This is a genomic window from Mycobacterium heckeshornense, from assembly GCF_016592155.1.
GTDB classification, from domain to species: domain Bacteria; phylum Actinomycetota; class Actinomycetes; order Mycobacteriales; family Mycobacteriaceae; genus Mycobacterium; species Mycobacterium heckeshornense.
Map to the genome: position 1 here is coordinate 3,018,664 of NZ_AP024237.1, position 25,918 is coordinate 3,044,581.

A 25,918-nucleotide genomic window follows, 5' to 3' on the forward strand; every position below is an offset into this window, starting at 1 on the left:
CGGCGACGATGCAGAGCGCAGCGATGAGAAGGAGCGGCGCCCGTGATCCGCGCCGGCGACGATGCAGAGCGCAGCGATGAGGAGGAGCGGCGCCCGTGATACTAGATCTGCCGGACACTAGCACCACCGCGGTCAACAAGAAACTCGACGAACTACGCGAACGGGTCGGCGCGGTGACGTTGGGCCGGGTATTGACGTTGGTGATCGTGCCCGACAGCGACGCCGTCGTCGAGGAATCCATCGAAGCCGCAAATTTCGCCAGCCACGAGCACCCCAGCCGGGTGATCGTCGTGATGACCGGTGACCGCGACGCGCCGGAGGCACGGCTGGACGCGCAGCTGCGCGCCGGCGGTGACAGCGGAGCCGGCGAAGTGGTGGTGCTGAGACTCTCGGGTCCGCTCGCCGATCACGCCGGCAGCGTCGTCGTGCCCTTCTTGCTGCCCGACATCCCGGTGGTGGCGTGGTGGCCTGACATCGCTCCCGCGGTGCCCGCTCAAGATCCGTTGGGCCAGTTGGCGATCCGCCGCATCACCGATGCCACCAACGGGCTGGACCCGTTGTCGGCGATCAAGAGCCGACTGCCCGGCTACACCCCCGGCGACACCGACCTGGCCTGGAGCCGCATCACGTATTGGCGTGCATTGCTGGCCTCGGCGATCGATCAGCCGCCACACGAGCCGATCACCTCCGCGCTGGTTTCGGGACTCAAAACCGAGCCGGCGCTCGATGTCCTGGCGGGTTGGCTGGCCAGCAGGATCGACGGGCCGGTGCACCGCGCGGTGGGCGACCTCAAGGTCGAGCTGGTTCGCCCCACCGAGACGGTGACGCTGAGCCGGCCGCAGGAGGGATTGACGGCGACGCTGAGCCGCACGGCAAAGCCGGATGCACTGGTTCCATTGCCGCGCAGGGAAACTCGTGAGTGCCTGGCCGAAGATCTGCGTCGGTTGGACCCGGACGCCATCTATCTGGAGGCACTCAAAGGTATCGGTCAGGTGGAGTACATATGAGCACCGTCGTACAGACCTATCCCGACCCCGAGGCACTGGCGGAGGCGGCCTGCGATCGGCTGGTCGGTGCCATCGGAGCGGCGGTGGCGGCCCGGGGCCAAGCACTGATCGTGTTGACCGGCGGCGGCAACGGCAACCGGCTGCTGCGCAAGCTCAGCGAGCAAAGCGGGCGCGTCGACTGGTCGAAGGTGCACTTGTTCTGGGGTGACGAGCGCTACGTGCCCCGGGACGACGACGAGCGCAACGACAAACAGGCCCGTGCGGCCCTGCTGGATCACATCGACATCCCCGCGCGCAACGTGCACCCGATGCCGGCCAGCGACGGCGAATTCGGCAACGACCTCGACGCCGCGGCCCTGGCCTACGAGCACGTTCTCGCGGCGTACGCGCCGCCGGGCCAGCCAGCCCCGGACTTCGACGTCCATCTGCTGGGCGTCGGGCCCGAGGGGCACATCAATTCGCTGTTCCCGGACACCCCGGCGGTGCGTGAGACCACCAGGTTGGTGGTGGGGGTCACCGATTCACCAAAACCTCCGCCGCAGCGAATTACGTTGACGTTGCCTGCTGTTCAGCGCTCCCGCGAAGTCTGGACGATGGTCTCCGGTTCGGAGAAGGCCGACGCCGTGGCCGCCGCGATCGGCGGCGCCGACCCCGTGGCGGTGCCGGCCGCGGGGGCCATCGGCCGGGAGAACACGGTGTGGCTGCTCGACCTAGCTGCCGCGGCCAAGCTCCCGGATGGCGCTCGCTAGCACGGGCGCCCCCGTTCAGCCCGGGCGTCGGCATAGCCGGCCGTGTAGTCATCGGCTCGCCGTCTGATGTCGCGTTCGGGGTCGCGGATGCTTCCTTGCGGAGGCCGCACCTTGCTGACGCATTGTCGTTGCCGCACACCCGTTTGACGTAGCGTCCGCTCCTCCGGTTCCCCCGGCTGCTTCCAGCCCCTCACAGTGCGGGGGGCGGACCCACGATCTCGATGCCGTAGGAACTCGCCAAGGCCGCAAGAGCCGCCGGATCGGGCGGCACCGTTTCGGGTGGCATCGGGTCGGTGGTGCTGACGGCCGTTCCGGCAGCAAGGGCGAACCGGTCGAAGCCGGCGGGGGTGTGCAGCGTGAGGAACCGGGCCTGCGGACTGGTTACCACGAAGCCGTGCGGGCGCTGTCGGGGCAAGAACGCCACCGCGCCGGCTCCGGCAAGGTGCACGTGGCCACCGACCTCGATGCGCACTTCGCCGTCGATGACGAAGAAGGTTTCCTCGTCGACCAGATGACGATGCATCGGACTGTTGTAGCCACGGCCCCCCTGGTGTTCGAGCACCGCCAAGCTCCCAGCTGTCGCGTCCCCGCCCGCGCGAATACGGACCAGCGCACCGAGAAACCACAGTGCCTGCTGAACCTCTGGGGTGAGAATCACCGCAGTAGGCGACGAATCGTCGTTCTGAAGGGTCATGACCCCATCAGATACCGCCGACCCCTGGCTGCGCGGTGAATTGACCATGAGCCAGCACTTTTCGATCCAATCATCCGCCTGGGGTTTGGTCCGTCCCGCCCCTGGGCGCGCGGGCCTGCGCATAATGGCCGTCATGGCAGAAAAATCCGCCCGCACCGGCTCCGAGCGGCAGCGGCTGAAAACTCTCGCACAAGCCGCGTTGAACGCCGACCTCACGGTCCAACAGCTCGAGGGCGTGCTGGCCGACATGAATACATCGCTGTCGGGCCTCAACGGCGCTCTGGACACCTTCGAGAACAGTCTGGAACACCTGAACACCACGCTGGGCAAACTTGACGAGCTCGCGCCGAGGCTCGACGGCGTGGTCGACCGGATGGAGGTGATCGTTGGGCGCGTCGAGCACATCGTCGATCTGACCGAGGCGGTGATGGCACCGTTGTCAGCGACCGAGCACGCGGTGCGCGGCGTGCTCAACGCGTTACGCAACCGTACGGTGCGATAGTTCCCGGGCCGGCGTTGACCGGCGCCGTCGCGTTCAGCGGTATTTGATCAGCAACGCCATCCCGATAATGGACACCAGCCAGATGCCGGTGACGAACAGTGTCAACCGGTCCAGGTTCTTCTCCACGACCGTGGACCCAGACAGCGCGGACTGCACGCCGCCACCGAACAGCGTCGACAGACCCCCACCCTTGGCGCGGTGCAGCAACACCAGCAACACCACCAGCACGCTGGTGATCACCAGGATGATCTGCAGGGTCAGCTCCATGGCCGACAGATTACCGGAACACTGCTACGGCAGCGGTCCGCCGGCGGCGATGGCACACAGCTTGGCGAACTCTTCGCCGTCCAGTGACGCTCCGCCGACCAGGGCGCCGTCGACGTCGTCGCAGGCGATGATGTCGCCGATGTTCTTCGCGTTAACGGAGCCGCCGTAGAGCACCCGCACGGTCTCGGCGAGCTGCGGTGATGCCAGCCCAGCCAGCTCTTTGCGGATCGCCGCGCACACCTCCTGAGCGTCGGACGCGCTCGCCACCCGCCCGGTCCCGATCGCCCACACCGGCTCGTAGGCGATCACAAGGGTGCCGATCTGTTGCGGCGAAAGCCCGGCAAGAGAGCCGTGCAGCTGCTCGACGTTGTGGGCTACGTGGTCACCGGCCTCGCGCACGTCGAGGTGCTCACCGATGCACACGATCGGGGTCAGCCCGTGTCTGAGGGCAGCAGCGGCCTTGGCGGCCACCAGCGCGTCGTCTTCGTTGTGGTAGGTACGCCGCTCGGAGTGCCCGACGACGACGTAGGTGCAGCCCAGCTTCGCCAGGAATGCCCCGCTGATGTCGCCGGTGTAGGCGCCGGAGTCATGTGGCGACAAGTCCTGGGCACCGTAGGTCAGCCGCAGTTTGTCACCGTCGACCAGGGTCTGCACGCTGCGCAGGTCGGTGAACGGTGGCAGCACCGCGACGTCGACCTTGTCGTAGTACTTGTCGGGCAGCGAGAACGCGATCTTTTGCACCAGCGCGATCGCCTCGAAATGGTTCAGGTTCATTTTCCAGTTGCCGGCGATCAGCGGCTTGCGGCTCATCGGACTCCTTTGTGTCAGGTGTTCAACACCGCTAGACCGGGCAGTTCTTTGCCCTCAAGGTATTCCAGTGACGCGCCGCCGCCGGTGGAGATGTGCGAGACCGCGCCCTCGGGAAGGTTGAGCCCGCGCACCGCGGCTGCCGAGTCGCCGCCGCCGACCACGCTGAACGCGCCCTTGGCCGTGGCCGCGACGATCGCTTCGGCGACGCCTTTGGTGCCGGCGGCGAATGCCGGGAACTCGAAGACCCCCATCGGGCCGTTCCAGAAGATGGTCTTGGCGTTGGAGAGCAGGGCCGCGAACCGGGTGACTGACTCCGGCCCGATGTCCAGACCCATCTTGTCGTCGGGAATCGCATCGACAGCAACGACTTCCGACGGTGAATCGGCGGCGAACTTCTCGGCCGCGACAATGTCCACCGGCAGCCGGAGCACGTCCGCGTAGGTTTCGCATAGCCGGCGACAGGTATCGATCATCTCCGGCTGCACCAGTGAGGTGCCTACCGAATGGCCTTGGGCGGCAAGGAATGTGAAGCACATACCGCCGCCGATGACGATGCTGTCGGCCTTGGTCGCCAGCTTTTCGATCACGCCGAGCTTGTCGGAGACCTTCGCGCCACCGAGCACCACGGCATATGGGCGTTCGGTGGAGCTGGTGAGGTGTTCAAGAATTTTCACCTCCCCCGCGATCAATTTTCCGGCGTAGTGCGGCAACAGCGTCGCCACGTCGTAGACCGAGGCCTGCTTGCGGTGCACCACTCCGAACCCGTCGGACACGAAAGCGCCGTCGTCTCCGACCAATTCGGCCAGCTCGCGGGCCAGGGCGAGCCGCTCACCGTCGTCCTTGCTGGTCTCGCGGGGGTCGAAGCGCACATTTTCCAGCAGCAGCACCTCACCAGCGGTCAGCCCTTCGGCGCTGGCCCGCGCGTCGAGACCAACCACATCGGTGGCCAGCGGCACGTCCTGGCCGAGTTGCTCGCTGAGCGCGGCCGCGACCGGCGCCAGCGACAGCTTCGGGTCCGGACCGCCTTTGGGCCGGCCCAGGTGCGCGGCAACGACCACTTTGGCGCCGGCGTTCGCGAGCGCCTTCAGTGTCGGCACCGACGCGGCGATACGACCCGGGTCGGTAATGGTGCCGTCATCGATGGGCACGTTCAGGTCGCAACGCACCAGAACTCCGCGACCCGAGACGCCTTCGGCGAGAAGCTCTTCGAGGGTCTTGATGCTCACGGCTACAGCGACTTGCCAACCAGGGCGACAAGGTCGACGAGACGGTTGGAGTAGCCCCACTCGTTGTCGTACCAGGACACCACTTTGGCCTGGTTGTCGATCACCTTGGTCAGGCCGGCGTCGAAGATCGAGCTGTGCGGGTCGGTGACGATGTCGCTCGACACGATCGGCGCGTCGTAGTACTTGAGGATGCCTTTGAGCCGGCCCTCCGCGGCGGCCTTGAACGCGGCGTTGATCTCTTCGACGCTGGCCGACTTGGACAGGTCGGCGGTCAAGTCGGTGACCGAGCCGGTCGGGATCGGGACCCGCAGCGCGTACCCGTCGAGCTTGCCGTTGAGTTCCGGCATCACCAACCCGATGGCCTTGGCGGCACCGGTCGAGGTCGGCACGATGTTCAGCCCGGCGGCACGGGCACGGCGCAGGTCCTTGTGCGGTCCGTCTTGCAGGTTCTGGTCCTGGGTATAGGCATGGATGGTGGTCATCAGCCCCTTGACGATGCCGAACTCGTCGTTGAGCACTTTGGCCAGTGGCGCAAGGCAATTCGTGGTGCACGAAGCGTTGGAGATGATGTTTTGGCTGCCGTCGTACTTGTCGTCGTTGACACCGAGCACGATGGTGATGTCGGGGTCGGTGGCCGGAGCCGAGATGACGACCTTCTTGGCGCCGGCTTCCAGGTGGCCCTTGGCCTTGGCGGCGTTGGTGAAAAGCCCGGTGGATTCGACGACAACGTCCACGCCGAGATCACGCCACGGCATGGCGGCCGGCCCTTCCCTGACCTCGAGCGCTTTGATTTTCTTGGTGCCGACGACGATGGTGTCCTCGCCTTCCAGGCCCACGTCTTGGGGCAGCCGGCCCAGGATCGAATCGAATTTGAGCAGGTGCGCCAGCGTGGCGTTGTCGGTGATGTCGTTGACGGCCACCACCTCGACGTCGGCGATGCCCTGCTCCTGTTGGGCGAGTAGGGCGCGATAGAAGTTGCGTCCGATTCGACCGAAGCCATTGATGCCTACTCGGACCGTCACGTCGATCTCTCCTCAGTCGCTGGTGGTCTCCCTGGGCCAGCCTAGTGGCGACCGCAAGCGCGGCGAAGCCGGGCGCAGCGGGTCGCCACCTGAACGGGTGGTGCGGCGACCGCAAGCGCGGCGAAGCCGGGCGCAGCGGGTCGCCACCAAACCAGCCCCGTGGCGACCGCAAGCGCGGCGAAGCCGGGCGCAGCGGGTCGCCATCTGAACGGGTGGTGCGGCGACCGCCCACGACCGCTTTCAGGCTTTGCGCAGCCGGCGCAGCGCCGATTCGGCGGCGTGATAGCCGCAGAGCCCATGCACGCCAGCCCCCGGTGGGGTGGATTGCGAGCACAGGTAGACACCGGGCACCCCGGTGAAGTAGGGATCGACCGCCACCCGTGGCCGGAAGATCACCTGCAGCCGGTCGTTGGCGCCGCCGATGATGTCCCCGCCGACGAAATTGGGGTTATAGGCCTGCAGGTCGGCGGTGGACTTGCTGACCGTCGCGACGATGCGGTCCCGGAATCCCGGCGCGAACCGCTCGATCTGATCAATGACGGCCGCGGTGGCGTCGCCGGTGTAACCGAAGGGCACATGAGCGTAGGCCCAGATCGGGTTGATGCCGCCCGCCGAGCGCGTGGGGTCGGCCAGATACTGCTGCCCGACGAGCACAAATGGCCGCTCCGGCATCCGGCCCCGGGCACGCGCGCGTTCAGTCTCGACGATCTCGGCGAAGGTGCCGCCCAGATGTACTGTGCCCGCGCGCCGACAATCAGGATTGGTCCACGGGATGTCGCCGTCGACCGCGAAGTCGACCTTGAACGCCGAGGAGCCTTCGCGATAACGCTGGTAGGACCTCTTGATGCGGGCGGGCATGACCTCGCCGTAGATCTTGCAGGCCATAGCCGGGGTCAGGTCGAGCATCACAATGTCGGCATCGGGGATGTCGGCGCGGGTAGCGACGGTGACGCCGGTGGTGATGACGCCGCCGTGCTCGCCCAGCACGGCGGCCGCAGCCGCGGTGATGGACCCAGACCCGCCTTGTGCGACGGGCCAGCCGTAGCGGTGGCCGCTGGCCAGGATCATCAATCCGAGCGACGCGGTCAGTGGCCGGTCGAGCCGGGTGTAGACGTGGGCGGCCGCCCCACCGAAGAGCGCGCGGGCTTTTTCGGTGCGAAACCACCGGGCCATCAGTGTGGCCGGCAACACGGCGCGTGGACCGAAGCGGGCCAGCCGAATCGGGTGGCGAGGAATACCCACAATCGGTCGCAGCAGGTCCTGTGCGAGCTCGTCGAAACTGTCGGCCAGGTCACCCAGCGCCCGCCGCCACCTTTTCCCGTCGGGCCCCAGGCCTGCGACGGTCTGATCAAGCGACCGATACAGCGACCCGGCGGTGCCGTCGTCGAGCGGGTGTGCGCAGTCGATCTCCGGCCACAGCCATACCAGTCCGTGGCGTTCCAGGTCGACCTGCCTCCAAAATGGTGAGCCCACCGCCATCGGGTGAAACGCTGAGCAGTGGTCATGGATCACGCCTGCCACGGTGAGTTCGCCGGAGCGGGCTCCCCCGCCGATGGTGTCGCACGCCTCCAGCACCTGTACGTCAACGCCGTTGCGGGCCAACTGGATTGCTGCGGCCAAGCCATTAGGCCCGGCACCGACGACGACCGCGCTCGTCATCGCGGGGCGGTGTCGGTGTGCTGCGTGGTGGGATACACCGGAAACTGGTCGCCGGGTTCGGGCCATGGCTGGCGGCTTAGCATGTCCGCAACCCTGACATAGCCTTCCTCGATCGGACCGGTCTTGGCATCCACGATGCGATACCACTGCCGCTGGGTGTGGATGGGCTGGCCCTCGAGGATTATCACCCGCAGCTCGCCCTCGTCGAACTGGCAACGCCTCTGCACCGCCTCGAGCAGTTGCTCGTTGTGCAGGTGGCCTTCGCCGAAGTTCCACCCGATCAGCGCCCCGGCGACGATTTCACCCTCGCGCAGGCGGTAGTCGGCCTCGTTGGCGTCGTTTCCCAAAGCGCGGGGAACCAGCCCGCCCAACGCGCGCCCGTGAGTGTGCATGGACCGAAACGCCGCCACCTTGTCGATCATGATTTCGGCGGTCTTCGGGTCGTAGAGCCTGGCCAGTTGCTTGGCGGTCAGCGCCGAGCTTTTCACGATGTTGGCCTCGATCCGGTCTTCGGCGCCCGCGCGGAGGCACCACACGCTGGTGGCCCAGTTCCCGGCGTAGTAACGCATCGCGGGCAGGAACGAAATCTGTTGGGGGAAGACGTTTCCCGCGATCGGCACCACTACCAGCGCGATGATCAGGATGGCCAGCAGCAACGGTGACTGCAGGTCGGTGGCCTGGATCGCGCCGTAGTGGCCGAACAGGTAGAACAGCGAGAAGATGAAAAATACATTCCACTCCAGCGGGACTCCCATCGGGAGGTTGGAAATGATGTTGAGGTGGAAGATCACCATGAACCCGATGAGGATCCACCGCCACGGCTGACCGTCCGCGACGAACACCAGAAGCCCAGGCACAATGAATTCCGCGGTCGTCCCGCCGACATGCGCCATCATCTTCGGCAACCACGAGGGGCGCAGGTCGTTGACCGGATCGCGGTAAAGCCTGCGCTTGAACCACGCGAATGACTTGCTGCGCAGCAATGCGTTGTTGCTCGTCATCACCGCGACCACGTACGGGAAGTGGTGGTTGAGCTTGGAAGTGGCCGCCCCCCACCACAGTGCGAGCATGATGATTTTGAAAGCCGCGATCTGGTCGGGGAAGCCGAAGAAGAATACGAATAGCTTCAGCCAGTAGTGCTCGCCGCGGGCGGCGAGGAAGATGGTCTTGTCGCGCAGACCCAGCAGGGCCAGAGCCACGATGATCGGTACCACCACAACCGGGTTGATCAGCCCGACCTCGCCGCCGGCAGTGACCGGGCCGCCTGGTGACAGCAGCGCCCACACCCCGCAGATCAGCACCACGGCGTAGAGGGCGACGTCGACGACGGTGCGGGTATCCCCGCTGGTGAACGGGACCTTGCCCGGCCAGGGTGGCAGCCGAATCGTGTTGGGCCGCAACCAATACAGAAATCCGCCGACCGGCGGCCAGAACCGCCCGGTCAGCGGGCCGGATCCGCAGCCCAGGCCCAGTACCTCGAAGAGCAGGGTGAAGATCACGACTTTCTGGTACACGATCGGCTGCGTCCACCACTGTCCGATGTGGCCCAGCCCGCCCAGGCCCGGCGTCAGCGAGATGATCGCGGCGGGGGCGGCGATGTACACGGCGATCTTGAGTAGATAGAGCAGGTAGATCGCATACGGGGTGCCGAAGCCGTGCTCGACCCAGTGGCGGGTCACGATCTGCAGCCTGGTCGACCGGGGCAGGGCGGCCCAGGTGTCGTGATCGACGTCCGGAAGCTCCGGTGAGATTAATCCCATGGTGTCCTCGTTCTCGCCAGAAGCGCGAGTCTATCGCGAAATCACTTGTCGGATATGGCGAATCGGCATCCAATCGGGCTGCTCCGCCGCAGCGACCGGGCCGGGCCTGTGGATCAATGCAGCTCTGTGGATAAGTCCGGCGATGAACGGGCTGACCCGCGGCTGGCGTCGGCCGGCCCCACTATGCTCGCAATCATGTTCGATACAGCCACCGATCCGTTGCAGGCCGCTGGCGTCGCCCCTCCGGTCACAATGTCCGCGTTGGGTCCGGGGGATCTGGTGGAGGCGATCGGGTCCTCACACCGGTTGGAGTCGATGCTGGTGGCGCGGCGGCTGGCGGCGGTCGCCGCCCTGCTGTGCCACCGGCTCGCTGCCGCACAGAACGTGAACGCCGAGCGGGGCTTTGCGGCGATCGACGGGTTCGACCAGACCACGGCTGAGGTCGCTGCCGCGATGAACCTTTCGCCGACGGCTGCGAGTTACATGGTGTCGCACGCCCAAGCACTCGATGTCCGGTTGCCTAAGATTGGCGCCCTGCTGGCCGAAGGACGAACCGACTGGCGCACGGTGCGGTTGATCATCAGCCGGACGGATCTGGTCACTGATGGCGATTTGATTGCCAAGCTCGACGACTCACTGTCCGCGCGAATCGTCAAGTGGCACAGCTGGTCGAAGCAACGAATCATCAACGCCGTCGACGCCGCGGTGCGCGTCGTGGACCCGGACGCGGCTCGTGAGCGCCGGGTTGCCGCCGAGCAAGACCGCCACATCAGCGTGACGGCGCAGGACAACGGGATGGCGGAGGTGTACGGCACCGTCGCCGCAGCCGCCGCCGCAGCTTTCGACCGGCGGTTGTCGCAACTCGCCAAGCAGGTCTGTCCGGCCGACCCACGAACGCTGGATCAGCGCCGTGCCGATGCGCTCACCGCGCTCAGTGAAGGGCGCCGTCTGGCCTGCGCCTGCGCAAAACCGGACTGCCCCAGCCGAACCGACGTCACCAGCTGCAACAGCAACCCCGGTGGGGCATATGTTGTCGTCAATGTGGTGGCCAGCGAGCAGACCGTCAAGGGTGACAGTTCCCGGCCCGGCTACCTGGAGGGGTACGGAGTCATCGATGCCGAGCAGGTGCGCGAGCTCGCCGCGGCTGCGACCCTACGGCTAGCAGATTTTACGGTCACGCCCACGGAGGCGGTGCGCTATCAACCGTCGGCTGCGCTCGAGCGCGCGATCCGCTGCCGGGATTTGACGTGTCGGTTTCCCGGGTGCAGCCGCCCGGCGATGGTCTGTGATATTGATCATACGATTCCGTTCAACCACACCGACCCGAAAGCCGGCGGGCTGACTGTACCGTGGAACTTGAAATGCCTTTGCCGACAACATCATCGGCTCAAGACGTTTGGTGGTTGGCGCGATGTTCAGTTGGCTGACGGCACTGTCATCTGGACGTCGCCGACCGGACGGATCTACCGCACCGCGCCAGCGGGTACTGAGCTGTTTCCGCAATGGCGCGCGCCGGCGTGTGCGGCGCCCACACTCAACCGGCGCAGCCGCACCAAACAGCGCGCCAGCCGAATTGCCCGGGCCCGCAGGCATAATCGCCAACAGCGGCCCATCAACGAAGCGCGCCGCTACCTTGAGGAAGCCCGCAGAGAGGAAATCGAAGCACGTAAGTTCCGGAACCACATGCGGGACATGCTGTTTTTGTTCAAGGGCGAACCCAGTACCAGCCCGTTCTGTCCCTGGGTGAACGATCCGCGAGAACCCGAGGAATTACCGTCGGATTGGCAGCCGCCGCCGCTACAACTTTTGCCCGACGACTCGCCTTTCTGAGTCAGGCATCCTCCAACAGATCCGGGGTCACCGCTGATTCGGTGTCCGGAATGCCCTCCTGCTTCGCTCTGCGGTCGGCCATCGACAACAGTCGCCGAATACGCCCCGCCACTGCGTCTTTCGTCATCGGCGGATCTGCCAGCCGGCCTAGCTCTTCCAGGGACGCCTGCCGGTGCTCGATGCGCAGCTTGCCTGCCGCGGCCAGATGGTCGGGCACGCTGTCGCCGAGAATCTCCAGCGCCCGCTCCACTCGGGCCGCCGCCGCCACCGCGGCCCGAGCCGAACGGCGCAGATTGGCGTCGTCGAAATTGGCCAACCGGTTGGCCGTTGCCCGCACTTCGCGACGCATCCGGCGCTCCTCCCAGATCAGCCGTGTGTCCTGGGCTCCCATCCGGGTCAGCAAGGCGCCGATCGCATCGCCGTCACGCACCACCACCCGGTCGGCGCCACGTACCTCACGGGCCTTTGCGCTCACGCCAAGCCGGCGCGCCGCGCCGACCAGTGCCAGGGCAGCCTCCGGGCCCGGGCAGCTCACCTCAAGCGACGAAGAACGTCCCGGCTCGGTCAGCGACCCGTGCGCCAAAAAAGCGCCCCGCCAAGCAGCTTCGGCGTCAGCGATACTGCCGCCCACCACTTGGGCCGGCAGGCCGCGAACCGGACGTCCACGCTGGTCGAGCAGGCCGGTCTGACGTGCCAGCGCTTCGCCCTCATTGGCCACCCGCAGCACGTACCTCGTTTGTTTGCGAATACCGCTGGCCGACAACACATGTACGACGGCGTTGTAACCGTAGAGCTCGAAGATGTCTTTGCGGAGCCGCCGCGCGATGCTGCCCAAATCAACCTCGGCCTCAATGACTACCCGACCACCCACGATGTGCAGTCCCCCGGCGAACCGCAGCAGCGACGTGACTTCGGCGCGCCGCGCACTTACCGAATTCACTACCAATCGGCTCAGCTCGTCTTTGACTTCGGCCGTCATCGCCACGCGTCGTCACCTCTCGGTCCGCTACGACCCGGTGCCTTTGCGCCGGTCCCTTCACTGTCAATTGGCATCGGTGCGGTGGCGGCCGGGCGTGCGTCGACGTCGGTGCCACGCACCCGCACCCCTTCCAGCGCCGCGGCCAGCTTGCCCGGATCATGTAAAGGTGTACCAGGTCTAGACACATCGACGAATTGGACCTGGGCGTCGAGCAGCTTCGCGGTACGGCGCAGTTGCTCGCGTTCGCGCTCACTGGGTACCCGGTCGGCGTCGATGATGACCTCATGCACGGTGAAGTCCGGCGCATGCTGCGCGAGCACATGCAGATGACGTTCCACCGAGAAACCTGCGGTCTCCCCCGGCTCGGCCACCAGATTGAGCACCAGCGTGCGCCGGGCGGTGGTGGCCTGCAGCGCCGCGGCCAGGCCTGGCACCAGCACATGCGGAATAACGCTGGTGAACCACGATCCCGGGCCCAGCACCACCAAGTCGGCGGCCATGATCGCGTCGACGGCCTGCCTCGTGGCTGGCGGGTTGGCGGGCAGCAACCGCACTCGGCGCACCTTCCCCGGGGTGGTCGCGATGGCCACCTGCCCGCGAATCACCCGGCTCATCCGCGGGTCTGCCTCCAATCCGGCGACATCAGCCTCGATTTCCAGCGCGATCGGGCACATCGGCAACACCCTGCCCTTGACGCCGAGGATGCGTCCCAGTTCGTCGAGCGCCGCGACCGGATCAGCCAGCACCTCGTTGAGCCCAGCGAGCAGCAGGTTGCCGATCGGGTGCCCGGCCAACGCCCCGCTACCGCCAAACCGATGCTGCAGGATGGTCGCCCACAGCCGCCCGTGCGGGCTGTCAGATGCTAACGCCGCCAGTGCCATTCGAAGGTCACCCGGCGGCACTACGTCAAGTTCGTTGCGCAGCCGCCCGGACGAGCCGCCGTCGTCGGCGACGGTCACTACCGCGGTGACGTGCGGGGTCAGCCGCCGCGCCGCCGACAGCGTCGCATACAGACCGTGTCCGCCGCCCAGGGCGACTATGCGTTCGTTCATTCGCGACCCAGATCCCGATGCAGCACCCGCACCGACAGGTGGGTGTCGGGCTCCAGCCGACGCGCCAACGCTTCCGCGATGACCACGCTGCGGTGTTTACCGCCGGTGCAGCCGATCGCGACGGTCATGTAGCGCTTCCCCTCTCGTCGGTAGCCCTCGACAACCAGGGACAGCAACCGATGGTAGGTGTCCAGAAACTCTGCCGCGCCCGTCTGGCCCAACACGTACTCACGCACCGCCGGATGTTGGCCGCTATGCGGACGCAGGTCGTCGACCCAGTGCGGATTGGGCAGGAAGCGCACGTCCATCACCATGTCGGCGTCCATCGGCAGGCCGTATTTGAAGCCGAACGACTCCACGGTGACGCTGGTGTGCGCGACGGCCTCACCACCGAATGCCCGTTCGATGCTTTCCCGCAACCCCCGCACCGACAGCGTCGACGTGTCGATGATCAGGTCGGCGGTCGCGCGAACAGGCGCCAGCATCTCCCGTTCCGCGGCAATGCCTTCGGCCAGTGTCTGTTCCCCTTGCAGCGGGTGGCTGCGCCGATTCTGCTCGTAGCGTCGCACCAACATGTCGTCCGACGCTTCCATAAACAACACCCGCGGCGTGATGTTGCGGGTGGCCAAGTCGTTGCGCACCCAATCCAGGTCCCCGGTGAACCCTCGTGAACGCACATCCATCACCACCGCCAACTGGGTGATCCGCGACCCCGCCGCCAGTCCGAAGTCGACCATGCGGGTGATCAGCTGCGGGGGCAGGTTGTCGGCGACATACCAGCCGAGGTCTTCGAGTACCTTGGCCGCGGTACCGCGCCCCGCACCGGAGAGTCCAGTCACCAGGACGACGTCGATGCCGGATTGGGTCGCACCGTCCACGTCGTCCCCGGTCATACCCTGGCCCGTCATCCCGGCGCCCGTTCAGGGACCCGCCCGTTGGAAGCCTCGGATCGCAGCGCCTCGAGCACCGCCGTCGCGGTCGCGACGCCGATACCCGGAACAGCGGTGATCTCCTCCACCGTCGCCTCCCTCAGCCGGGCCAACGACCCGAAATGGGTGACCAACGCCTTGCGCCGGTGCTCCCCCAACCCCGGCACCGCGTCCAGGGCCGACGCGGTCATCCGCTTGGACCGCTTGCTGCGGTGGTAGGTGATGGCGAACCGATGCGCCTCGTCGCGCACCCGCTGCAACAGGTAGAGTCCCTCGCTGTTGCGGGGCATGATGATCGGCTCAGGCTCAGACGGCACCCATACCTCTTCCAATCGCTTGGCCAGACCGATGACCGCGACGTCGGTGATCCCGAGTTCGTCGAGCACCGCGGCCGCGGCGTTGACTTGCGGGGCGCCGCCGTCGACGACATACAGGTTCGGCGGATAGGCGAACTTTCGCGATCTTCCCTCGGGCGCAAGCATATTGGGATCCTGCTGGTCGCGCAGGTGGCGCATGAACCGCCGTCGGGTCACCTCCGCGATAGAGGCGACGTCGTCGGAGTGCCCGTGGCCGGCGGCCTCGCGGATCGCGAAGTGGCGATAGTCCGACTTGCGCGGCAACCCGTCTTCGAACACCACCAGCGAGCCGACCACATCGGTGCCCTGCACATGGCTGACGTCGACGCACTCGATCCGCAGTGGCGCTTCGGCCAACCCTAGTGCCTCCTGAATGCTCTGCAGCGCAGCAGATCTGGCGGTGAAGTCACCAGCTCGCTTCAACTTATGTTGCTGCAGAGCCTCTTTGGCGTTTCGCTGCACGGTTTCGGCTAACGCCCTTTTGTCGCCACGCCGGGGCACCCGCAGCATGACACGGGCACCGCGGAGCTTGGAGAGCCAGCTGGCCAGCTCGTCGGCATTAGGGGGCAGACACGGGACCAGCACCTCGCGAGGCACCGGGTTGGTGAATTCGTCCGCTGCGCCGCCGAGTTCGGCCTGCTCACCGTAGAACTGGGTGAGAAACTGCTCTACTAGCTGTGCTTCACCGGAATCACCTGGGTCACCGGACTTTTCGACGATCCACCCGCGCTGACCACGGACGCGCCCACCGCGAACGTGGAAGACCTGGACGGCAGCTTCCAGCTCGTCGTCGGCGAAGGCAACGACATCGGCGTCGGTGCCGTCGCCGAGCACCACGGCCTGCTTCTCAAGCGCGCGCTTCAATGCCGACAGGTCGTCACGCAGCCGGGCCGCCCGCTCGAAGTCGAGTTGCGCGGCGGCGGCGTTCATCTGCTGTTCGAGGCCCCGGGCGAACTTCTCGGTTTTGCCGGACAGAAAGTCGCAGAAATCGTCGACGATCCGGCGATGCTGTTCGGCACTCACCCGTCCCACGCACGGCGCCGAGCATTTGTCGATGTAGCCGAGCAGACAGGGGCGGTCGATTTGCTTGTGCCGCTTGAATACTCCAATGGAGCAGGTACGCGCCGGAAAGACCCGGGTCAGCAGGTCCAGGGTTTCGCGGATGGCCCACGCGTGCGAGTACGGCCCGAAATAGCGCACACCCTTTCTGCGGGGACCGCGGTAGACCATCAGCCGGGGGAATTCCTCGCCCAGGGTGACCGCCAGCACCGGATAGGACTTGTCGTCGCGGTAGCGGACGTTGAACCGCGGGTCGAATTCCTTGATCCAGTTGTATTCCAGCTGCAGCGCCTCGACTTCAGTGTTGACGACCGTCCACTCGACCTTGGCGGCGGTGGTCACCATTTGCCGGGTGCGCGGGTGCAGGCCGGCCACGTCGGCGAAGTAGGACGTCAGCCGGCTGCGCAGGCTCTTGGCCTTGCCGACGTAGATGACGCGTCCGTGCTGGTCCCGGAACCGGTACACCCCCGGCTCGACCGGGATTGACCCGGGCGCGGGACGGTACGTCGCGGGATCAGGCACGTTTCTAAGGCTAGTCTGCCGCGAGCAGACGCAGAGTCGCACTGGGGAGCCGTTGGAAACGCGATTCTACGTCTGCTCGCGTGAGGGGCGGTAGCGCTCCAGCAGCGAACGGACAGTGTCCATGGCGGCCACGGCCCGCTCCTTGTCGACGGCCTGGATGGCCATCACCGGGATGTACTCGTCGCCGGGCAGGTCGATGCGCGCCCAGCGGGCGCCGGTCGGAAACGATACGCCGACCACGTGCGACCATGGGATCAGCCGCTCGCCCAGCAGGTTGCGCACCGACAGCCCGGAGGCGCCGACGCGCAGCCGGGGCCGCGCGAACAGCAGCACCACGCCGGCGATGACCAGGCCCAGCGCGCCGATGGCCACCTGATCGGCAGTCTGGAAGACCACGCCGGTGGACTTCACTTTGAGTAGCAGCCCCACAGCGATGTGCGCGGCGGCGATCACCGCCGCCGCGGCGTAGGCGAAGTACGGTGTCAGGTGCGGACGCACTTCCGCGTCCCAGCCCGGTTGCCGGCTCACGACCGTGTGCGTAGCTCGCGCAGCGTCAGTGCGGTGTTCAACGCGGCGGCGGTCGCCTGCGCACCCTTGTCTTCGGTCGATGTGGACAGGCCCGCCCGGTCACGCGCCTGCTCCTCGGTGTGGGTGGTCAGCACGCCATTGGCCACCGGGGTCGACGCGTCCAGCGAGACCCGGGTCAAACCCTGGGTCACCGCATCGCAGACATAGTCGAAATGCGGTGTCTCACCACGGATTACTACGCCCAGGGCGACGACCGCGTCGTGGTTGCGCGCTAGTTCCTGTGCTACCACCGGGATCTCGATCGCACCGAGCACCCGAACCACGGTCGGATCGCCGATCCCCCATTCCGCCGCCGTTTTACGGGCGCCGGTCAATAACGCGTCGCAGATTTCGGCATGCCACGTGCTGGCGACGATAGCCAGTTTCAACCCGGACGCGTCGAGCGCCGGCATTTCCGGCACACCGGCGGCTGGGCTCATGTGCGCCGCTCCTCCTCATCGCTGCGCTCTGCATCGTCGCCGGCGCGGCTCACAGGGCGCCGCCGAATTCGCCTGGCAGATGGACTGATTCGTGGTAGTCGTCGAGCCCGATCAGGTCGTGGCCCATCCGGTCGCGTTTGGTCATCAGATACCGGATGTTCTCGGCATTGGCCCGCACCGGCAGCGGCACCCGCTCGATGATGTGCAACCCATAGCCGTCCAGACCGACCCGCTTGGCGGGGTTGTTGGTCAGCAACCGCATCGAGCGGACCCCCAGATCGACCAGGATCTGCGCGCCGATGCCGTAGTCGCGGGCGTCGGCGGGAAACCCGAGTTTGAGGTTGGCGTCGACGGTGTCTTCACCCGCGTCCTGCAGCTGGTAGGCCTGCAGTTTGTGCAGCAGGCCGATGCCGCGGCCCTCGTGGCCGCGCATGTAGAGCACGACGCCGCGTCCTTCCCGCGCCACCATGGCCATCGCCGCGTCCAGCTGGGGACCGCAGTCGCAGCGGCGCGACCCGAACACGTCACCGGTCAGGCACTCCGAGTGCACTCGGACCAGCACGTCGTCGCCGTCGTAGTTGGGCCCGGCGATCTCGCCGCGCACCAAAGCCACGTGCTCGACGTCGTCGTAGATGCTGGTGTAGCCGATCGCGCGGAACTCGCCGTGTCGGGTCGGGATCCGTGCTTCGGCCACCCGCTCGATCTGTTTCTCGTGTTTGCGCCGATATTCGATCAAGTCGGCGATGGCGATCAACGCCAGGTCGTGTTCGTCTGCGAACACGCGCAGTTCGTCGGTCTGGGCCATCGCGCCCTCGTCCTTCTGGCTGACGATCTCGCACAGCACGCCCGCGGGTTGCAGTCCGGCCATGCGGGCCAGGTCGACGGCAGCTTCGGTGTGGCCGGGGCGCCGCAGCACGCCGCCGTCCTTGGCGCGCAACGGGACAACGTGACCCGGCCGGGTGAAGTCGTCGGCGACACTGCGCGGATCGGCCAGCAACCGCATCGTCGTGGCCCGGTCAGAAGCTGAAATACCAGTTCCCACACCATATCTCGCATCCACGGTGACGGTGTAGGCGGTGCCGCGCTTGTCCTGGTTGACCGCGTACATCGGCAGCAGGCCCAGCCGGTCGCAGATCGCGCTGTCCAGCGGCACGCACAAGTAGCCGGAGGTGTAGCGGACCATGAACGCGACCAGGCTCGGCGTCGCTTTTTCGGCGGCGAAGATGAGGTCGCCCTCGTTCTCGCGGTCCTCGTCGTCGATGACGATGACGGCCTTACCCGCCGCTATGTCGGCAACCGCCCGTTCGACGGAGTCCAACCTCGTCATTTCTGCCACCCTGTCCGTTCCCGACCGTTCTCGGCCGAGAACGCTCACCAGACGAGCCCCGGTGAAGAGCTCAAGTGCTGCATCCAGTATGAACCACCGCCCTACCGCCGTTATTGCGCTGGCTTTAGTCGGCGGGACGATGCATCAACCGCTCGACGTATTTGGCGATGACGTCGACCTCGAGGTTGACCGCGGTGCCCACCGGGGCGCGGCCCAAGGTGGTCAGCTCCCGGGTGGTCGGAATCAGCGAGACCTCGAACCAACCCTCGCCGAGCGCGGAGACCGTCAGCGAGATGCCGTCCACCGTGATCGAGCCCTTCTCGACGACGTAGCGGGCCAGCGCGGCGGGCAGCTCGATGCGCACCACTTCCCAGCCCTCGGCAGGAGTCCGGGCCAGGATTCGACCGGTCGCGTCGACGTGGCCCTGCACGATGTGCCCACCGAGGCGGCTGTTCACCGCCGCGGCCCGCTCGAGATTCACCGGACTGCCCACTTCCAGGCCGCCCAGGCTGGACCGGTTCAGCGTCTCGCCCATCACATCGGCGGTGAACTGCCCGCCGGGCAGCACGTCGACGACGGTCAGGCACACCCCGTTGACGGCGATCGAGTCGCCGTGCCCCGCGTCAGCGGTGACCACCGGGCCGCGGATGGTCAAGCGCGCGCAATCGCCCAGCTGCTGCTTGGAAAGCACTTCGCCGACTTCCTCGACGATTCCGGTGAACACCTGACCAGGCTAGTAATTCAGCGCGGACCGCGGGAAGGCGCGCCAGCTTCGGCTTCCCGGTGCAGCCTCGACAACCCTCTACGATGCACCTATGCAGACGCCTCGCCGCCTCCTTGCCGCTGTTGCCGCCGTGAGCATCGCCGCCGTCGCCTCGATCAGCGGTTGCTCCTCGTCCTCGAAGTCCTCCAGCAAACCGCTTCCGGACGCGGCGACGCTGGTCAAACAGTCCAGCCAGGCCACCAAGAACGTCAAAAGTGTGCATTTGGTGTTGTCGACCACGGGGAAGGTGCCGGGGCTGCCGATCAAAACGCTCACCGGCGACCTCACCACCGACCCCACCGCGGCGAAGGGCAACGCCAAGATCACCATCGGCGGCTCGGACATCGACGCCGATTTCGTGGTCTACGACTCAAATCTGTACGCGACGCTCACGCCGGGCAAGTGGGACAATTTCGGCCCCGCCGCCGACATCTACGACCCGTCGACGATCCTGAACCCCGACACCGGTCTGGCCAACGTGTTGGCTCACTTCACCGATCCCAAGGCTCAGGCGCGGGAGAGCGTCAACGGCCAAGACACTGTCCGCATCACCGGACAGGTACCCGCCGACACGGTGAATCAGCTTGCGGCGCCGTTGAAAGCGACACAGCCGCAACCGGCGACGCTCTGGATCCAGGAGAACGGCGATCATGAGCTGGTTCAGGCCAAGCTGGATCAGAGCCCGGGCAATTCCATCCAGATGACCCTGTCGAACTGGAACCAGCCGGTCCAGGTCACCAAACCACCGGTGAGCTGACGAGATGCAAGCCGGACGCCGAATCGCGATCAGCGCGGGCAGTCTCGCCGTGCTGCTGGGTGCCCTCGACACCTATGTCGTGGTCACGATCATGCGCGACATCATCACGACGATCGGCATCCCGATCAACAAGCTCGAGCGGATCACCCCGATCGTCACCTGGTACCTGCTGGGCTACATCGCGGCGATGCCGCTGCTGGGCCGGGCCTCGGACCGGTTCGGGCGCAAGCTGCTGCTGCAGGCCAGCCTGGCCGCGTTCGCGGTCGGCTCGGTAGTCACAGCGCTCTCCACCGAGCTGCACGTGCTGGTCGTCGGCCGCACCATCCAGGGCCTGGCCGCCGGCGCGCTGCTGCCGGTCACGCTGGCGCTGGGCGCCGACTTGTGGTCGACGCGCAACCGCGCCGGGGTGCTCGGCGGTATCGGCGCCGCGCAGGAACTCGGCAGCGTGCTCGGGCCGCTCTACGGGATTTTCATCGTCTGGCTGACCAGCCGCTGGCAGGACGTGTTCTGGATCAACGTGCCATTAGCGATCGTCGCGATGGTGATGATCCAGTTCAGTTTGCCGTCGCGCGAGCGCAGCAGCGAGCCGGAGAAAATCGATCTGGTCGGTGGACTGCTGTTGGCGGTGGCGTTGGGCCTGGCGGTGATCGGCCTGTACAACCCGGATCGCAGCGCTCAACAGGCGCTGCCCAGCTATGGGTTGCCGCTGGTGATCGGCGCGATGATCGCCGCGGTCGCGTTCGGGCTGTGGGAACGCTTCGCGCGCACCCGGTTGATCGAACCTGCCGGTGTGCACTTCCGGCCGTTCTTGGCCGCGCTGGGTGCATCGGTGGCCGCGGGCGCGGCGCTGATGGTGACGCTGGTCGACGTGGAGCTCTTCGCCCAGGGCGTGCTCGGCAAGGACCAGGACGAGGCCGCTCTGATGTTGCTGTGGTTCCTCGCCGCACTGCCGCTCGGGGCGCTGACCGGCGGGTGGATCGCGACCCGCATCGGCGACCGGGCGATGACGTTCCTCGGGCTGCTGATCGCGGCCGGCGGGTATTGGCTGATTTCCGGGTGGCGGCCTGACCTGCCGACCCGCCGGCACGACATCCTCGGCCTGGTGAGCTTGCCCGCGATGGACACCGATCTGGTCATCGCCGGGGTCGGGCTCGGGCTGGTGATCGGGCCGCTGTCGTCGGCGAGCCTGCGGGTCGTCCCGTCCGTGCAGCACGGCATCGCCGCGGCGCTCGTGGTGGTGGCCCGGATGACCGGCATGCTGGTCGGGTTGGCCGCGCTGAGTGCATGGGGGTTCCAGCGGTTCAACCAGATCGTTGCGGCCAAGACGGCGGCCGTTCCGGAAAACGCCAGCCTCGCCGAACGGTTAGCCCTCAAGGCGGTGCTGTACCGGGATGCGTTCGCGGAGATGTACGGCGGGATCTTCACGGTCACCGCCGTGGTCTGCATGGTGGGGGCGCTGCTGGGTCTGCTGCTGTCCAGCCGGCGTGTTCACGCCGAGGAGCCAGAACTGCGCGAGCACGAGCCGGTGGGTCCTAAGGCGTAACGGCGCGCTAGGCTAGCGCGGCACCAGGCTTAGCAGCAGGTCCGGTCCGACCCGCTGCACCCCGTCAAACCGCCACCGCAGCGCCCGCGCGATGCTCGGGACCCCGACATCGTCGACCGCGGTGATCGGCCCACCCAGCAGGATCGGCGCGACATAGGCCAGGATGCGGTCGATGGCCCCGGCGCGAAGGAAGGCACCCGCCAGCGTCGGCCCACCCTCGAGCAACACGTCGGTGCGATCCGACAAGGCCTTAAGCACCTCGTGCGGATCATGGGTTCGGATCACCATGGTGCGCGAATCGTCGTTGAGAACCTGTGCCTCCGAGGGGATTTCGCGCTTACCGACCACTACCCGCAGTGGCTGGCGTTCGGCAAGACTGCCGTCGGCCAGCCGGGCGGTCAGGGCCGGATCGTCGGCGAGCACCGTCCCGGTGCCAACGACGATGGCGTCGGCGGCGGCGCGGCGGCGATGCAAGTCCGCGCGGGCGGCCTCGCTGGTGATCCACTGGCTGGAGCCGTCAGCGGCAGCGCTGCGCCCGTCGATGCTGGTGGCGTACTTCCACGTCACATGCGGCAACCCGGTGCGCTGCTTGTGCAGCCACTCGCGCAGCGGCCCGGCGGCCACCAGGTCGGTCTGCACACCTGGAACGACATGCACGCCGGCGGCGGCCAGCCGGGCTGCGCCGCCCGCCGCGACGGGATTCGGGTCGGCAACCGCGTACACCACTGTGGCGATACCGGCGTCGAGCAGAGCATCCACGCACGGCGGGGTCTTGCCGTAGTGGTTGCAGGGCTCCAGCGTCACGACCGCGGTCCCGCCCGCGGCCAGGCCGCCGGCGCGGCGCAGCGCCACGATCTCGGCATGCGCGCTGCCGGCCGGCTCGGTGCCGCCGGCGCCGGCGACCCGGCCCTCACGGTCGAGGATGACCGCGCCGACCGGCGGATTGGGATAGGTGCTGCCCTTGACCAGTTCAGCGTGCTCGACGGCGAGCCGCATGGCGGCGTCGTAGCTGATGGCCACGGGAGTGCTCATCGGCGCAGATGCGGTGACGTGGCCCTGGCCCGGCGGCGCAGCGCCTCCACGGCGGCGGCGGGGTCGTCGGCACCGTAGACAGCGGATCCGGCGACAAAGCAGTCGACGCCGGCCTCGGCGGCCTGTTCGATGGTGTCGGCGTTGATCCCGCCGTCGATCTCGACGAGGATGGTCAGCTCGCCGGAGTCGACCATGCTGCGGACTTTGCGGACTTTGCCCAACACCTCAGGCATGAAGTCCTGGCCCCCGAAACCCGGTTCCACCGACATGACCAGAAACGTGTCGAAGTCCTTGAGGATGTCCAGGTAGGGCTCCAGCGGGGTGGCCGGCTTGATGCTCAGCCCGGCTTTGGCTCCCGCGGCGCGGATGTCGCGGGCCACCTTGACCGGGTTGTCGGTGGCCTCGGCGTGGAAGGTCACGTTGTAGGCGCCCGCCTCGGCGTAGGGCGGGGCCCACCGATCGGGGTCCTCGATCATCAGGTGGCAGTCCATCGGGATGTCGGTGACCTTCAGCAGGCTTTCGACCACCGGCAGTCCGATCGTCAGGTTGGGCACGAAATGGTTGTCCATCACGTCCACGTGCAGCCAGTCGGCGCCGGTCACGGCGGCCACCTGGTCGGCCAGGTGGGCGTAATCGGCGTTCAGGATCGACGGCGCTATCAGGGGCCGATCGGTCGTGCCCGGCATGCGCCTCAGCCTACTTTGGGCCTACTTGAAGCGCCGCGGCGAACATGGCGTCGGTGCCGTGGCGATGCGGCCACAGCTGGACATACGGCCCGTCCCCGAGCCGGTCGACGGGCTCGAACAACGGCCGGGTGTCCAGCGCGCGTACCGGGTGCCGGCGCAGCGCGTCGGCGACCACGCCGACGGTTTCGGCCAAATGTGGTGAGCAGGTCGCATACATCACCACACCCCCGGGCCGGGTCAGCGCGATCGCCGCCGCCAACAGCTCGCGTTGCAGCTTGGTCAGCGCCGGGATGTCGGTGGGCCGGCGCCGCCAGCGCGCCTCCGGCCGACGACGCAGCGCCCCCAGACCGGTGCACGGCACGTCGACGAGAACGCGGTCGAAGCCCGGCGCCAGCCCGCTGCACCGAGCGTCGACCCGCACCACCTCCACCGGGAGCCCACGGGTGTTGCGCGCCACCAGCTCGGCGCGGTGCGCCGACGGCTCCACCGCGGTCACCCGCGCCCCGCTGCCCGCGCCCAGCGCAGCCACCAGCGCGGTCTTGCCGCCAGGGCCCGCGCACAGATCCAGCCAGCGTCCAGTGTCGCCGTCGACCGGCGCCAACGTCAGCGCGCGGGCCACCAGTTGACTGCCCTCGTCCTGAACCAGAGCGAGCCCGTCGCGCACCGCCGGCAACTGCGCGGGGTCACCGGTCGGCAGGTACACCGCATACGGCGAATATCGGCCGACGCTGCCGCGCACGGCGTCGGCCAGCTCCCGAGCGCTCAGCGCATCGGGTCTTGCGGCCAAGTGGACTTGCGGCCGTTCGTCGTCGCTGGCCAGCAGTGCATCGAGTTCACCGGCCGCCGGGCCCAGCGCGTCGGCGAAGGCCTGCGCGATCCACCGCGGGTGGGCGTGCACGAAGGCGGTGTAGCCGATCGGGTCGCACGCGGGGTCGGGGGCCAACTCGGCTAGCCAGGACTGCTCGTCGCGGGCGTCGATGGCCCGCAGCACTGCGTTGACGAAACCTGCTCTGGCCGAATCGAATTCGATGCCAGCTTGCTCCACGGTGGTGGACACCGCGGCGTGCGCGTCGACCCGGGTGCGCAGCAGCTGGTAGGCGCCCAGCCGCAGCAGATCAAGCAGGACCGGGTTTATGGACTCAGATGGGCGCCCGGCGGCGGCGCCGATGATCGCGTCGAGCAGACCGAGGGTGCGACAGGTGCCGTAGGTGAGTTCGGTGGCAAATGCCGCGTCCCGTCCGCGGATTCCGCGTTCTCGCAGCAGCGCAGGTAGCGCAAGGTTCGGGTAGGCGTCTCGCTCGGAGACCGCCCGCAGCACGTCGAAGGCGGCGCGGCGGGCCGGATCCAGGGGCCGGCGGCGCTGCCGATGCCGCGGTTTACCAGGGCGGGATGACCGGCTCTCCGGTGTACGCCTGCCGCGGGTCATACCGCTCGCGCGTCCGGGTCGAGGCGAGCGCCGCGGGCCCAGTCGACCGCGTTCATGAACTTCTTTCCGGGCGGCTGGATCTGGCCCAGCCGTACCGGCTCCGACGAGGTGCCGATCCAGACGTCATGCCGACCGACGTGAATGCTGCCCGGTTCCAAGGGTTTCGGCGCTTGATCGTCAATGCTGACCGGCCCGATTTTGACCCGCTGGTCGCCGATGAGTGTCCATGCACCGGGCTTCGGTGTGAAGGCTCGGATCCGCCGCTCGACGACCGGCGCGGGTAAGTCCCAGCGCACCCGCGCTCGGTCCACAGTGACCTTGGGAGCGAAGCTGACACCGTCGGCGGGCTGTGGCACCGGTGTGAGCGTGCCGTCGGCGATACCGTCGAGTGTGGTCTCCAGCAGCGCGGCGCCCGAAACGGCCAGTCGCTCAAGCAAATCGCCCGCGGTGTCGGTGGGCCGAATCTCCTCGGTGACGACGCCGTAGACCGGCCCCGAGTCCAGGCTCGGCTCGATGCGGAAGGTGGTCGCGCCGGTGATCGTGTCACCGGCCGCGATGGCCGCCTGCACGGGTGCGGCCCCGCGCCAGGCGGGCAGCAGCGAGAAGTGCACGTTGACCCAGCCGTGGGGAGGTATCGCGAGCAGCTCCTCGCCCAGCAGGGCACCGTAGGCCACCACCGGGCAGCAGTCGGGTGCCAGCCCGCAGAGTTCGGCGACGAATTCAGCGGAGTTCGGCCGCCGCGGCCGCAGCAGCGGGATGCCCAGGTCGAGAGCCGCCCGCGCCACCGGCGACGGCTCCGGCCTGCCCCGGCGGCCGGACGCCGCGTCCGGGCGGGTGAGCACGGCGACCACGTCGTGCCGGGGCGAGTCGATGAGCCGACGCAACGCCGGCAACGCGGTTTCCGGGGTGCCGGCGAAGACGAGGCGCACCGGCACAGTCTAGGAACGGCGCCGC

Annotated in this window: 25 protein-coding genes and 1 pseudogene; 7 read left to right on the forward strand and 19 right to left on the reverse strand. The window is 67.4% G+C overall.

The genetic code is table 11. The features are described 5' to 3' along the window. Positions 1–8: 8 nt before the first annotated feature. From MHEC_RS25085 to pgl, 3 genes and pseudogenes are all read left to right on the forward strand, one after another. Positions 9–82, forward strand: a pseudogene (locus tag MHEC_RS25085) (hypothetical protein); the annotation flags it as partial. 13 nt (positions 83–95) lie between these two features. Then, entirely contained in the window at positions 96–1,007 is a 912-nt protein-coding gene (opcA, locus tag MHEC_RS14395) for a glucose-6-phosphate dehydrogenase assembly protein OpcA (protein WP_071700125.1), read from the forward strand. Continuing rightward, positions 1,004–1,756, forward strand: a complete 753-nt coding sequence (gene pgl, locus MHEC_RS14400; protein ID WP_048891784.1) for a 6-phosphogluconolactonase — start codon at positions 1,004–1,006, stop codon at positions 1,754–1,756. The genes opcA and pgl overlap by 4 nt, the downstream gene beginning before the upstream one ends. A 190-nt stretch (positions 1,757–1,946) precedes the next feature. Here pgl and MHEC_RS14405 read toward each other — a convergent pair whose 3' ends face one another. Next, on the reverse strand, positions 1,947–2,450 hold the full coding sequence (locus MHEC_RS14405) for a cupin domain-containing protein (RefSeq protein ID WP_071700126.1): 504 nt from the start codon (positions 2,448–2,450) through the stop codon (positions 1,947–1,949). Positions 2,451–2,574: 124 nt separating this feature from the next. On the opposite strand from MHEC_RS14405, the gene MHEC_RS14410 reads away from it, so the two are divergent. Next, positions 2,575–2,952, forward strand: coding sequence for a hypothetical protein (locus MHEC_RS14410; protein ID WP_048891812.1), 378 nt, complete (start codon positions 2,575–2,577; stop codon positions 2,950–2,952). Between the two features lie 33 nt (positions 2,953–2,985). Here MHEC_RS14410 and secG read toward each other — a convergent pair whose 3' ends face one another. From secG to MHEC_RS14445, 6 genes are all read right to left on the reverse strand, one after another. Next, entirely contained in the window at positions 2,986–3,219 is a 234-nt protein-coding gene (gene secG, locus MHEC_RS14415; RefSeq protein WP_003920216.1) for a preprotein translocase subunit SecG, read from the reverse strand. 24 nt (positions 3,220–3,243) lie between these two features. Further along, a complete protein-coding gene (gene tpiA / locus MHEC_RS14420; RefSeq protein ID WP_048891782.1) occupies positions 3,244–4,029 on the reverse strand; it encodes a triose-phosphate isomerase in 786 nt (261 codons plus the stop codon). Positions 4,030–4,043: 14 nt separating this feature from the next. Further along, on the reverse strand, positions 4,044–5,255 hold the full coding sequence (locus MHEC_RS14425) for a phosphoglycerate kinase (RefSeq protein ID WP_048891781.1): 1,212 nt from the start codon (positions 5,253–5,255) through the stop codon (positions 4,044–4,046). A gap of 2 nt (positions 5,256–5,257) precedes the next feature. Beyond that, a complete protein-coding gene (gene gap / locus MHEC_RS14430) occupies positions 5,258–6,277 on the reverse strand; it encodes a type I glyceraldehyde-3-phosphate dehydrogenase (protein WP_048891780.1) in 1,020 nt (339 codons plus the stop codon). Positions 6,278–6,517: 240 nt separating this feature from the next. Beyond that, positions 6,518–7,936 (reverse strand): phytoene desaturase family protein, encoded by a 1,419-nt coding sequence (locus tag MHEC_RS14440; RefSeq protein WP_048891779.1) that lies wholly within the window; start codon positions 7,934–7,936, stop codon positions 6,518–6,520. After that, positions 7,933–9,696 carry a DUF3556 domain-containing protein gene (locus tag MHEC_RS14445; RefSeq protein WP_048891778.1) on the reverse strand — a complete coding sequence of 588 codons (1,764 nt, stop codon included), beginning with the start codon at positions 9,694–9,696 and terminating at the stop codon, positions 7,933–7,935. Before MHEC_RS14445 ends, MHEC_RS14440 begins: the two co-directional genes overlap by 4 nt. A 252-nt stretch (positions 9,697–9,948) precedes the next feature. On the opposite strand from MHEC_RS14445, the gene MHEC_RS14450 reads away from it, so the two are divergent. Then, positions 9,949–11,526 carry an HNH endonuclease signature motif containing protein gene (locus tag MHEC_RS14450; protein WP_048891811.1) on the forward strand — a complete coding sequence of 526 codons (1,578 nt, stop codon included), beginning with the start codon at positions 9,949–9,951 and terminating at the stop codon, positions 11,524–11,526. Between the two features lies 1 nt (position 11,527). On the opposite strand, the gene whiA is transcribed toward MHEC_RS14450, so the two are convergent. The 8 genes from whiA to MHEC_RS14490 all read right to left on the reverse strand — a co-directional run bounded on the left by whiA (position 11,528) and on the right by MHEC_RS14490 (position 19,481). Continuing rightward, positions 11,528–12,505, reverse strand: a complete 978-nt coding sequence (whiA, locus tag MHEC_RS14455) for a DNA-binding protein WhiA (RefSeq protein WP_099869371.1) — start codon at positions 12,503–12,505, stop codon at positions 11,528–11,530. Further along, a complete protein-coding gene (gene yvcK, locus MHEC_RS14460) occupies positions 12,502–13,557 on the reverse strand; it encodes a uridine diphosphate-N-acetylglucosamine-binding protein YvcK (RefSeq protein WP_048891776.1) in 1,056 nt (351 codons plus the stop codon). The genes whiA and yvcK overlap by 4 nt, the downstream gene beginning before the upstream one ends. After that, positions 13,554–14,450 carry an RNase adapter RapZ gene (gene rapZ, locus MHEC_RS14465; RefSeq protein ID WP_099869365.1) on the reverse strand — a complete coding sequence of 299 codons (897 nt, stop codon included), beginning with the start codon at positions 14,448–14,450 and terminating at the stop codon, positions 13,554–13,556. The genes yvcK and rapZ overlap by 4 nt, the downstream gene beginning before the upstream one ends. An 11-nt stretch (positions 14,451–14,461) precedes the next feature. Then, positions 14,462–16,423: an excinuclease ABC subunit UvrC gene (uvrC, locus tag MHEC_RS14470; protein WP_048891774.1), complete on the reverse strand. Its 1,962-nt coding sequence runs from the start codon at positions 16,421–16,423 to the stop codon at positions 14,462–14,464. A 66-nt stretch (positions 16,424–16,489) separates the two neighbouring features. Continuing rightward, the gene (locus tag MHEC_RS14475) at positions 16,490–16,951 is read right to left on the reverse strand and encodes a PH domain-containing protein (RefSeq protein ID WP_048891773.1); all 462 of its coding nucleotides are present in this window, start codon (positions 16,949–16,951) and stop codon (positions 16,490–16,492) included. Further along, positions 16,948–17,430 (reverse strand): 6,7-dimethyl-8-ribityllumazine synthase, encoded by a 483-nt coding sequence (gene ribH / locus MHEC_RS14480; protein WP_048891772.1) that lies wholly within the window; start codon positions 17,428–17,430, stop codon positions 16,948–16,950. Before ribH ends, MHEC_RS14475 begins: the two co-directional genes overlap by 4 nt. Positions 17,431–17,479: 49 nt before the next feature. Further along, on the reverse strand, positions 17,480–18,757 hold the full coding sequence (locus MHEC_RS14485) for a bifunctional 3,4-dihydroxy-2-butanone-4-phosphate synthase/GTP cyclohydrolase II (RefSeq protein ID WP_048891771.1): 1,278 nt from the start codon (positions 18,755–18,757) through the stop codon (positions 17,480–17,482). Between the two features lie 124 nt (positions 18,758–18,881). Beyond that, positions 18,882–19,481, reverse strand: coding sequence for a riboflavin synthase (locus MHEC_RS14490; RefSeq protein WP_048891770.1), 600 nt, complete (start codon positions 19,479–19,481; stop codon positions 18,882–18,884). 91 nt (positions 19,482–19,572) lie between these two features. On the opposite strand from MHEC_RS14490, the gene MHEC_RS14495 reads away from it, so the two are divergent. Both MHEC_RS14495 and MHEC_RS14500 read left to right on the forward strand, forming a co-directional pair. Beyond that, a complete protein-coding gene (locus MHEC_RS14495) occupies positions 19,573–20,277 on the forward strand; it encodes an LppX_LprAFG lipoprotein (protein WP_048891769.1) in 705 nt (234 codons plus the stop codon). A gap of 4 nt (positions 20,278–20,281) precedes the next feature. Beyond that, on the forward strand, positions 20,282–21,820 hold the full coding sequence (locus MHEC_RS14500) for an MFS transporter (protein WP_048891768.1): 1,539 nt from the start codon (positions 20,282–20,284) through the stop codon (positions 21,818–21,820). Positions 21,821–21,832: 12 nt separating this feature from the next. Here the strand turns inward: MHEC_RS14500 and ribD are convergent, their stop codons facing one another. The 4 genes from ribD to fmt are packed head-to-tail and all read right to left on the reverse strand — an operon-like array spanning position 21,833 to position 25,893. After that, positions 21,833–22,852: a bifunctional diaminohydroxyphosphoribosylaminopyrimidine deaminase/5-amino-6-(5-phosphoribosylamino)uracil reductase RibD gene (gene ribD / locus MHEC_RS14505; protein WP_048891767.1), complete on the reverse strand. Its 1,020-nt coding sequence runs from the start codon at positions 22,850–22,852 to the stop codon at positions 21,833–21,835. Further along, positions 22,849–23,538 (reverse strand): ribulose-phosphate 3-epimerase, encoded by a 690-nt coding sequence (gene rpe / locus MHEC_RS14510; RefSeq protein WP_048891766.1) that lies wholly within the window; start codon positions 23,536–23,538, stop codon positions 22,849–22,851. The genes ribD and rpe overlap by 4 nt, the downstream gene beginning before the upstream one ends. A 10-nt stretch (positions 23,539–23,548) precedes the next feature. Continuing rightward, positions 23,549–24,964: an RsmB/NOP family class I SAM-dependent RNA methyltransferase gene (locus tag MHEC_RS14515; RefSeq protein WP_048891765.1), complete on the reverse strand. Its 1,416-nt coding sequence runs from the start codon at positions 24,962–24,964 to the stop codon at positions 23,549–23,551. After that, positions 24,961–25,893 carry a methionyl-tRNA formyltransferase gene (gene fmt, locus MHEC_RS14520; RefSeq protein WP_048891764.1) on the reverse strand — a complete coding sequence of 311 codons (933 nt, stop codon included), beginning with the start codon at positions 25,891–25,893 and terminating at the stop codon, positions 24,961–24,963. Before fmt ends, MHEC_RS14515 begins: the two co-directional genes overlap by 4 nt. Positions 25,894–25,918 lie beyond the last annotated feature (25 nt).

Coding starts and splice junctions, on each gene's coding strand:
- pgl (WP_048891784.1), top strand. CDS start 1,004: ATGAGCACCGTCGTACAGACCTATCCCGACCCCGAGGCACTGGCGGAG.
- MHEC_RS14405 (WP_071700126.1), bottom strand. CDS start 2,450: ATGACCCTTCAGAACGACGATTCGTCGCCTACTGCGGTGATTCTCACC.
- MHEC_RS14410 (WP_048891812.1), top strand. CDS start 2,575: ATGGCCGTCATGGCAGAAAAATCCGCCCGCACCGGCTCCGAGCGGCAG.
- secG (WP_003920216.1), bottom strand. CDS start 3,219: ATGGAGCTGACCCTGCAGATCATCCTGGTGATCACCAGCGTGCTGGTG.
- tpiA (WP_048891782.1), bottom strand. CDS start 4,029: ATGAGCCGCAAGCCGCTGATCGCCGGCAACTGGAAAATGAACCTGAAC.
- MHEC_RS14440 (WP_048891779.1), bottom strand. CDS start 7,936: ATGACGAGCGCGGTCGTCGTCGGTGCCGGGCCTAATGGCTTGGCCGCA.
- MHEC_RS14445 (WP_048891778.1), bottom strand. CDS start 9,696: ATGGGATTAATCTCACCGGAGCTTCCGGACGTCGATCACGACACCTGG.
- MHEC_RS14450 (WP_048891811.1), top strand. CDS start 9,949: ATGTCCGCGTTGGGTCCGGGGGATCTGGTGGAGGCGATCGGGTCCTCA.
- whiA (WP_099869371.1), bottom strand. CDS start 12,505: ATGACGGCCGAAGTCAAAGACGAGCTGAGCCGATTGGTAGTGAATTCG.
- yvcK (WP_048891776.1), bottom strand. CDS start 13,557: ATGAACGAACGCATAGTCGCCCTGGGCGGCGGACACGGTCTGTATGCG.
- rapZ (WP_099869365.1), bottom strand. CDS start 14,450: ATGACCGGGGACGACGTGGACGGTGCGACCCAATCCGGCATCGACGTC.
- ribH (WP_048891772.1), bottom strand. CDS start 17,430: ATGAGCCCAGCCGCCGGTGTGCCGGAAATGCCGGCGCTCGACGCGTCC.
- MHEC_RS14485 (WP_048891771.1), bottom strand. CDS start 18,757: ATGACGAGGTTGGACTCCGTCGAACGGGCGGTTGCCGACATAGCGGCG.
- MHEC_RS14495 (WP_048891769.1), top strand. CDS start 19,573: ATGCAGACGCCTCGCCGCCTCCTTGCCGCTGTTGCCGCCGTGAGCATC.
- MHEC_RS14500 (WP_048891768.1), top strand. CDS start 20,282: ATGCAAGCCGGACGCCGAATCGCGATCAGCGCGGGCAGTCTCGCCGTG.
- ribD (WP_048891767.1), bottom strand. CDS start 22,852: ATGAGCACTCCCGTGGCCATCAGCTACGACGCCGCCATGCGGCTCGCC.
- rpe (WP_048891766.1), bottom strand. CDS start 23,538: ATGCCGGGCACGACCGATCGGCCCCTGATAGCGCCGTCGATCCTGAAC.
- MHEC_RS14515 (WP_048891765.1), bottom strand. CDS start 24,964: ATGACCCGCGGCAGGCGTACACCGGAGAGCCGGTCATCCCGCCCTGGT.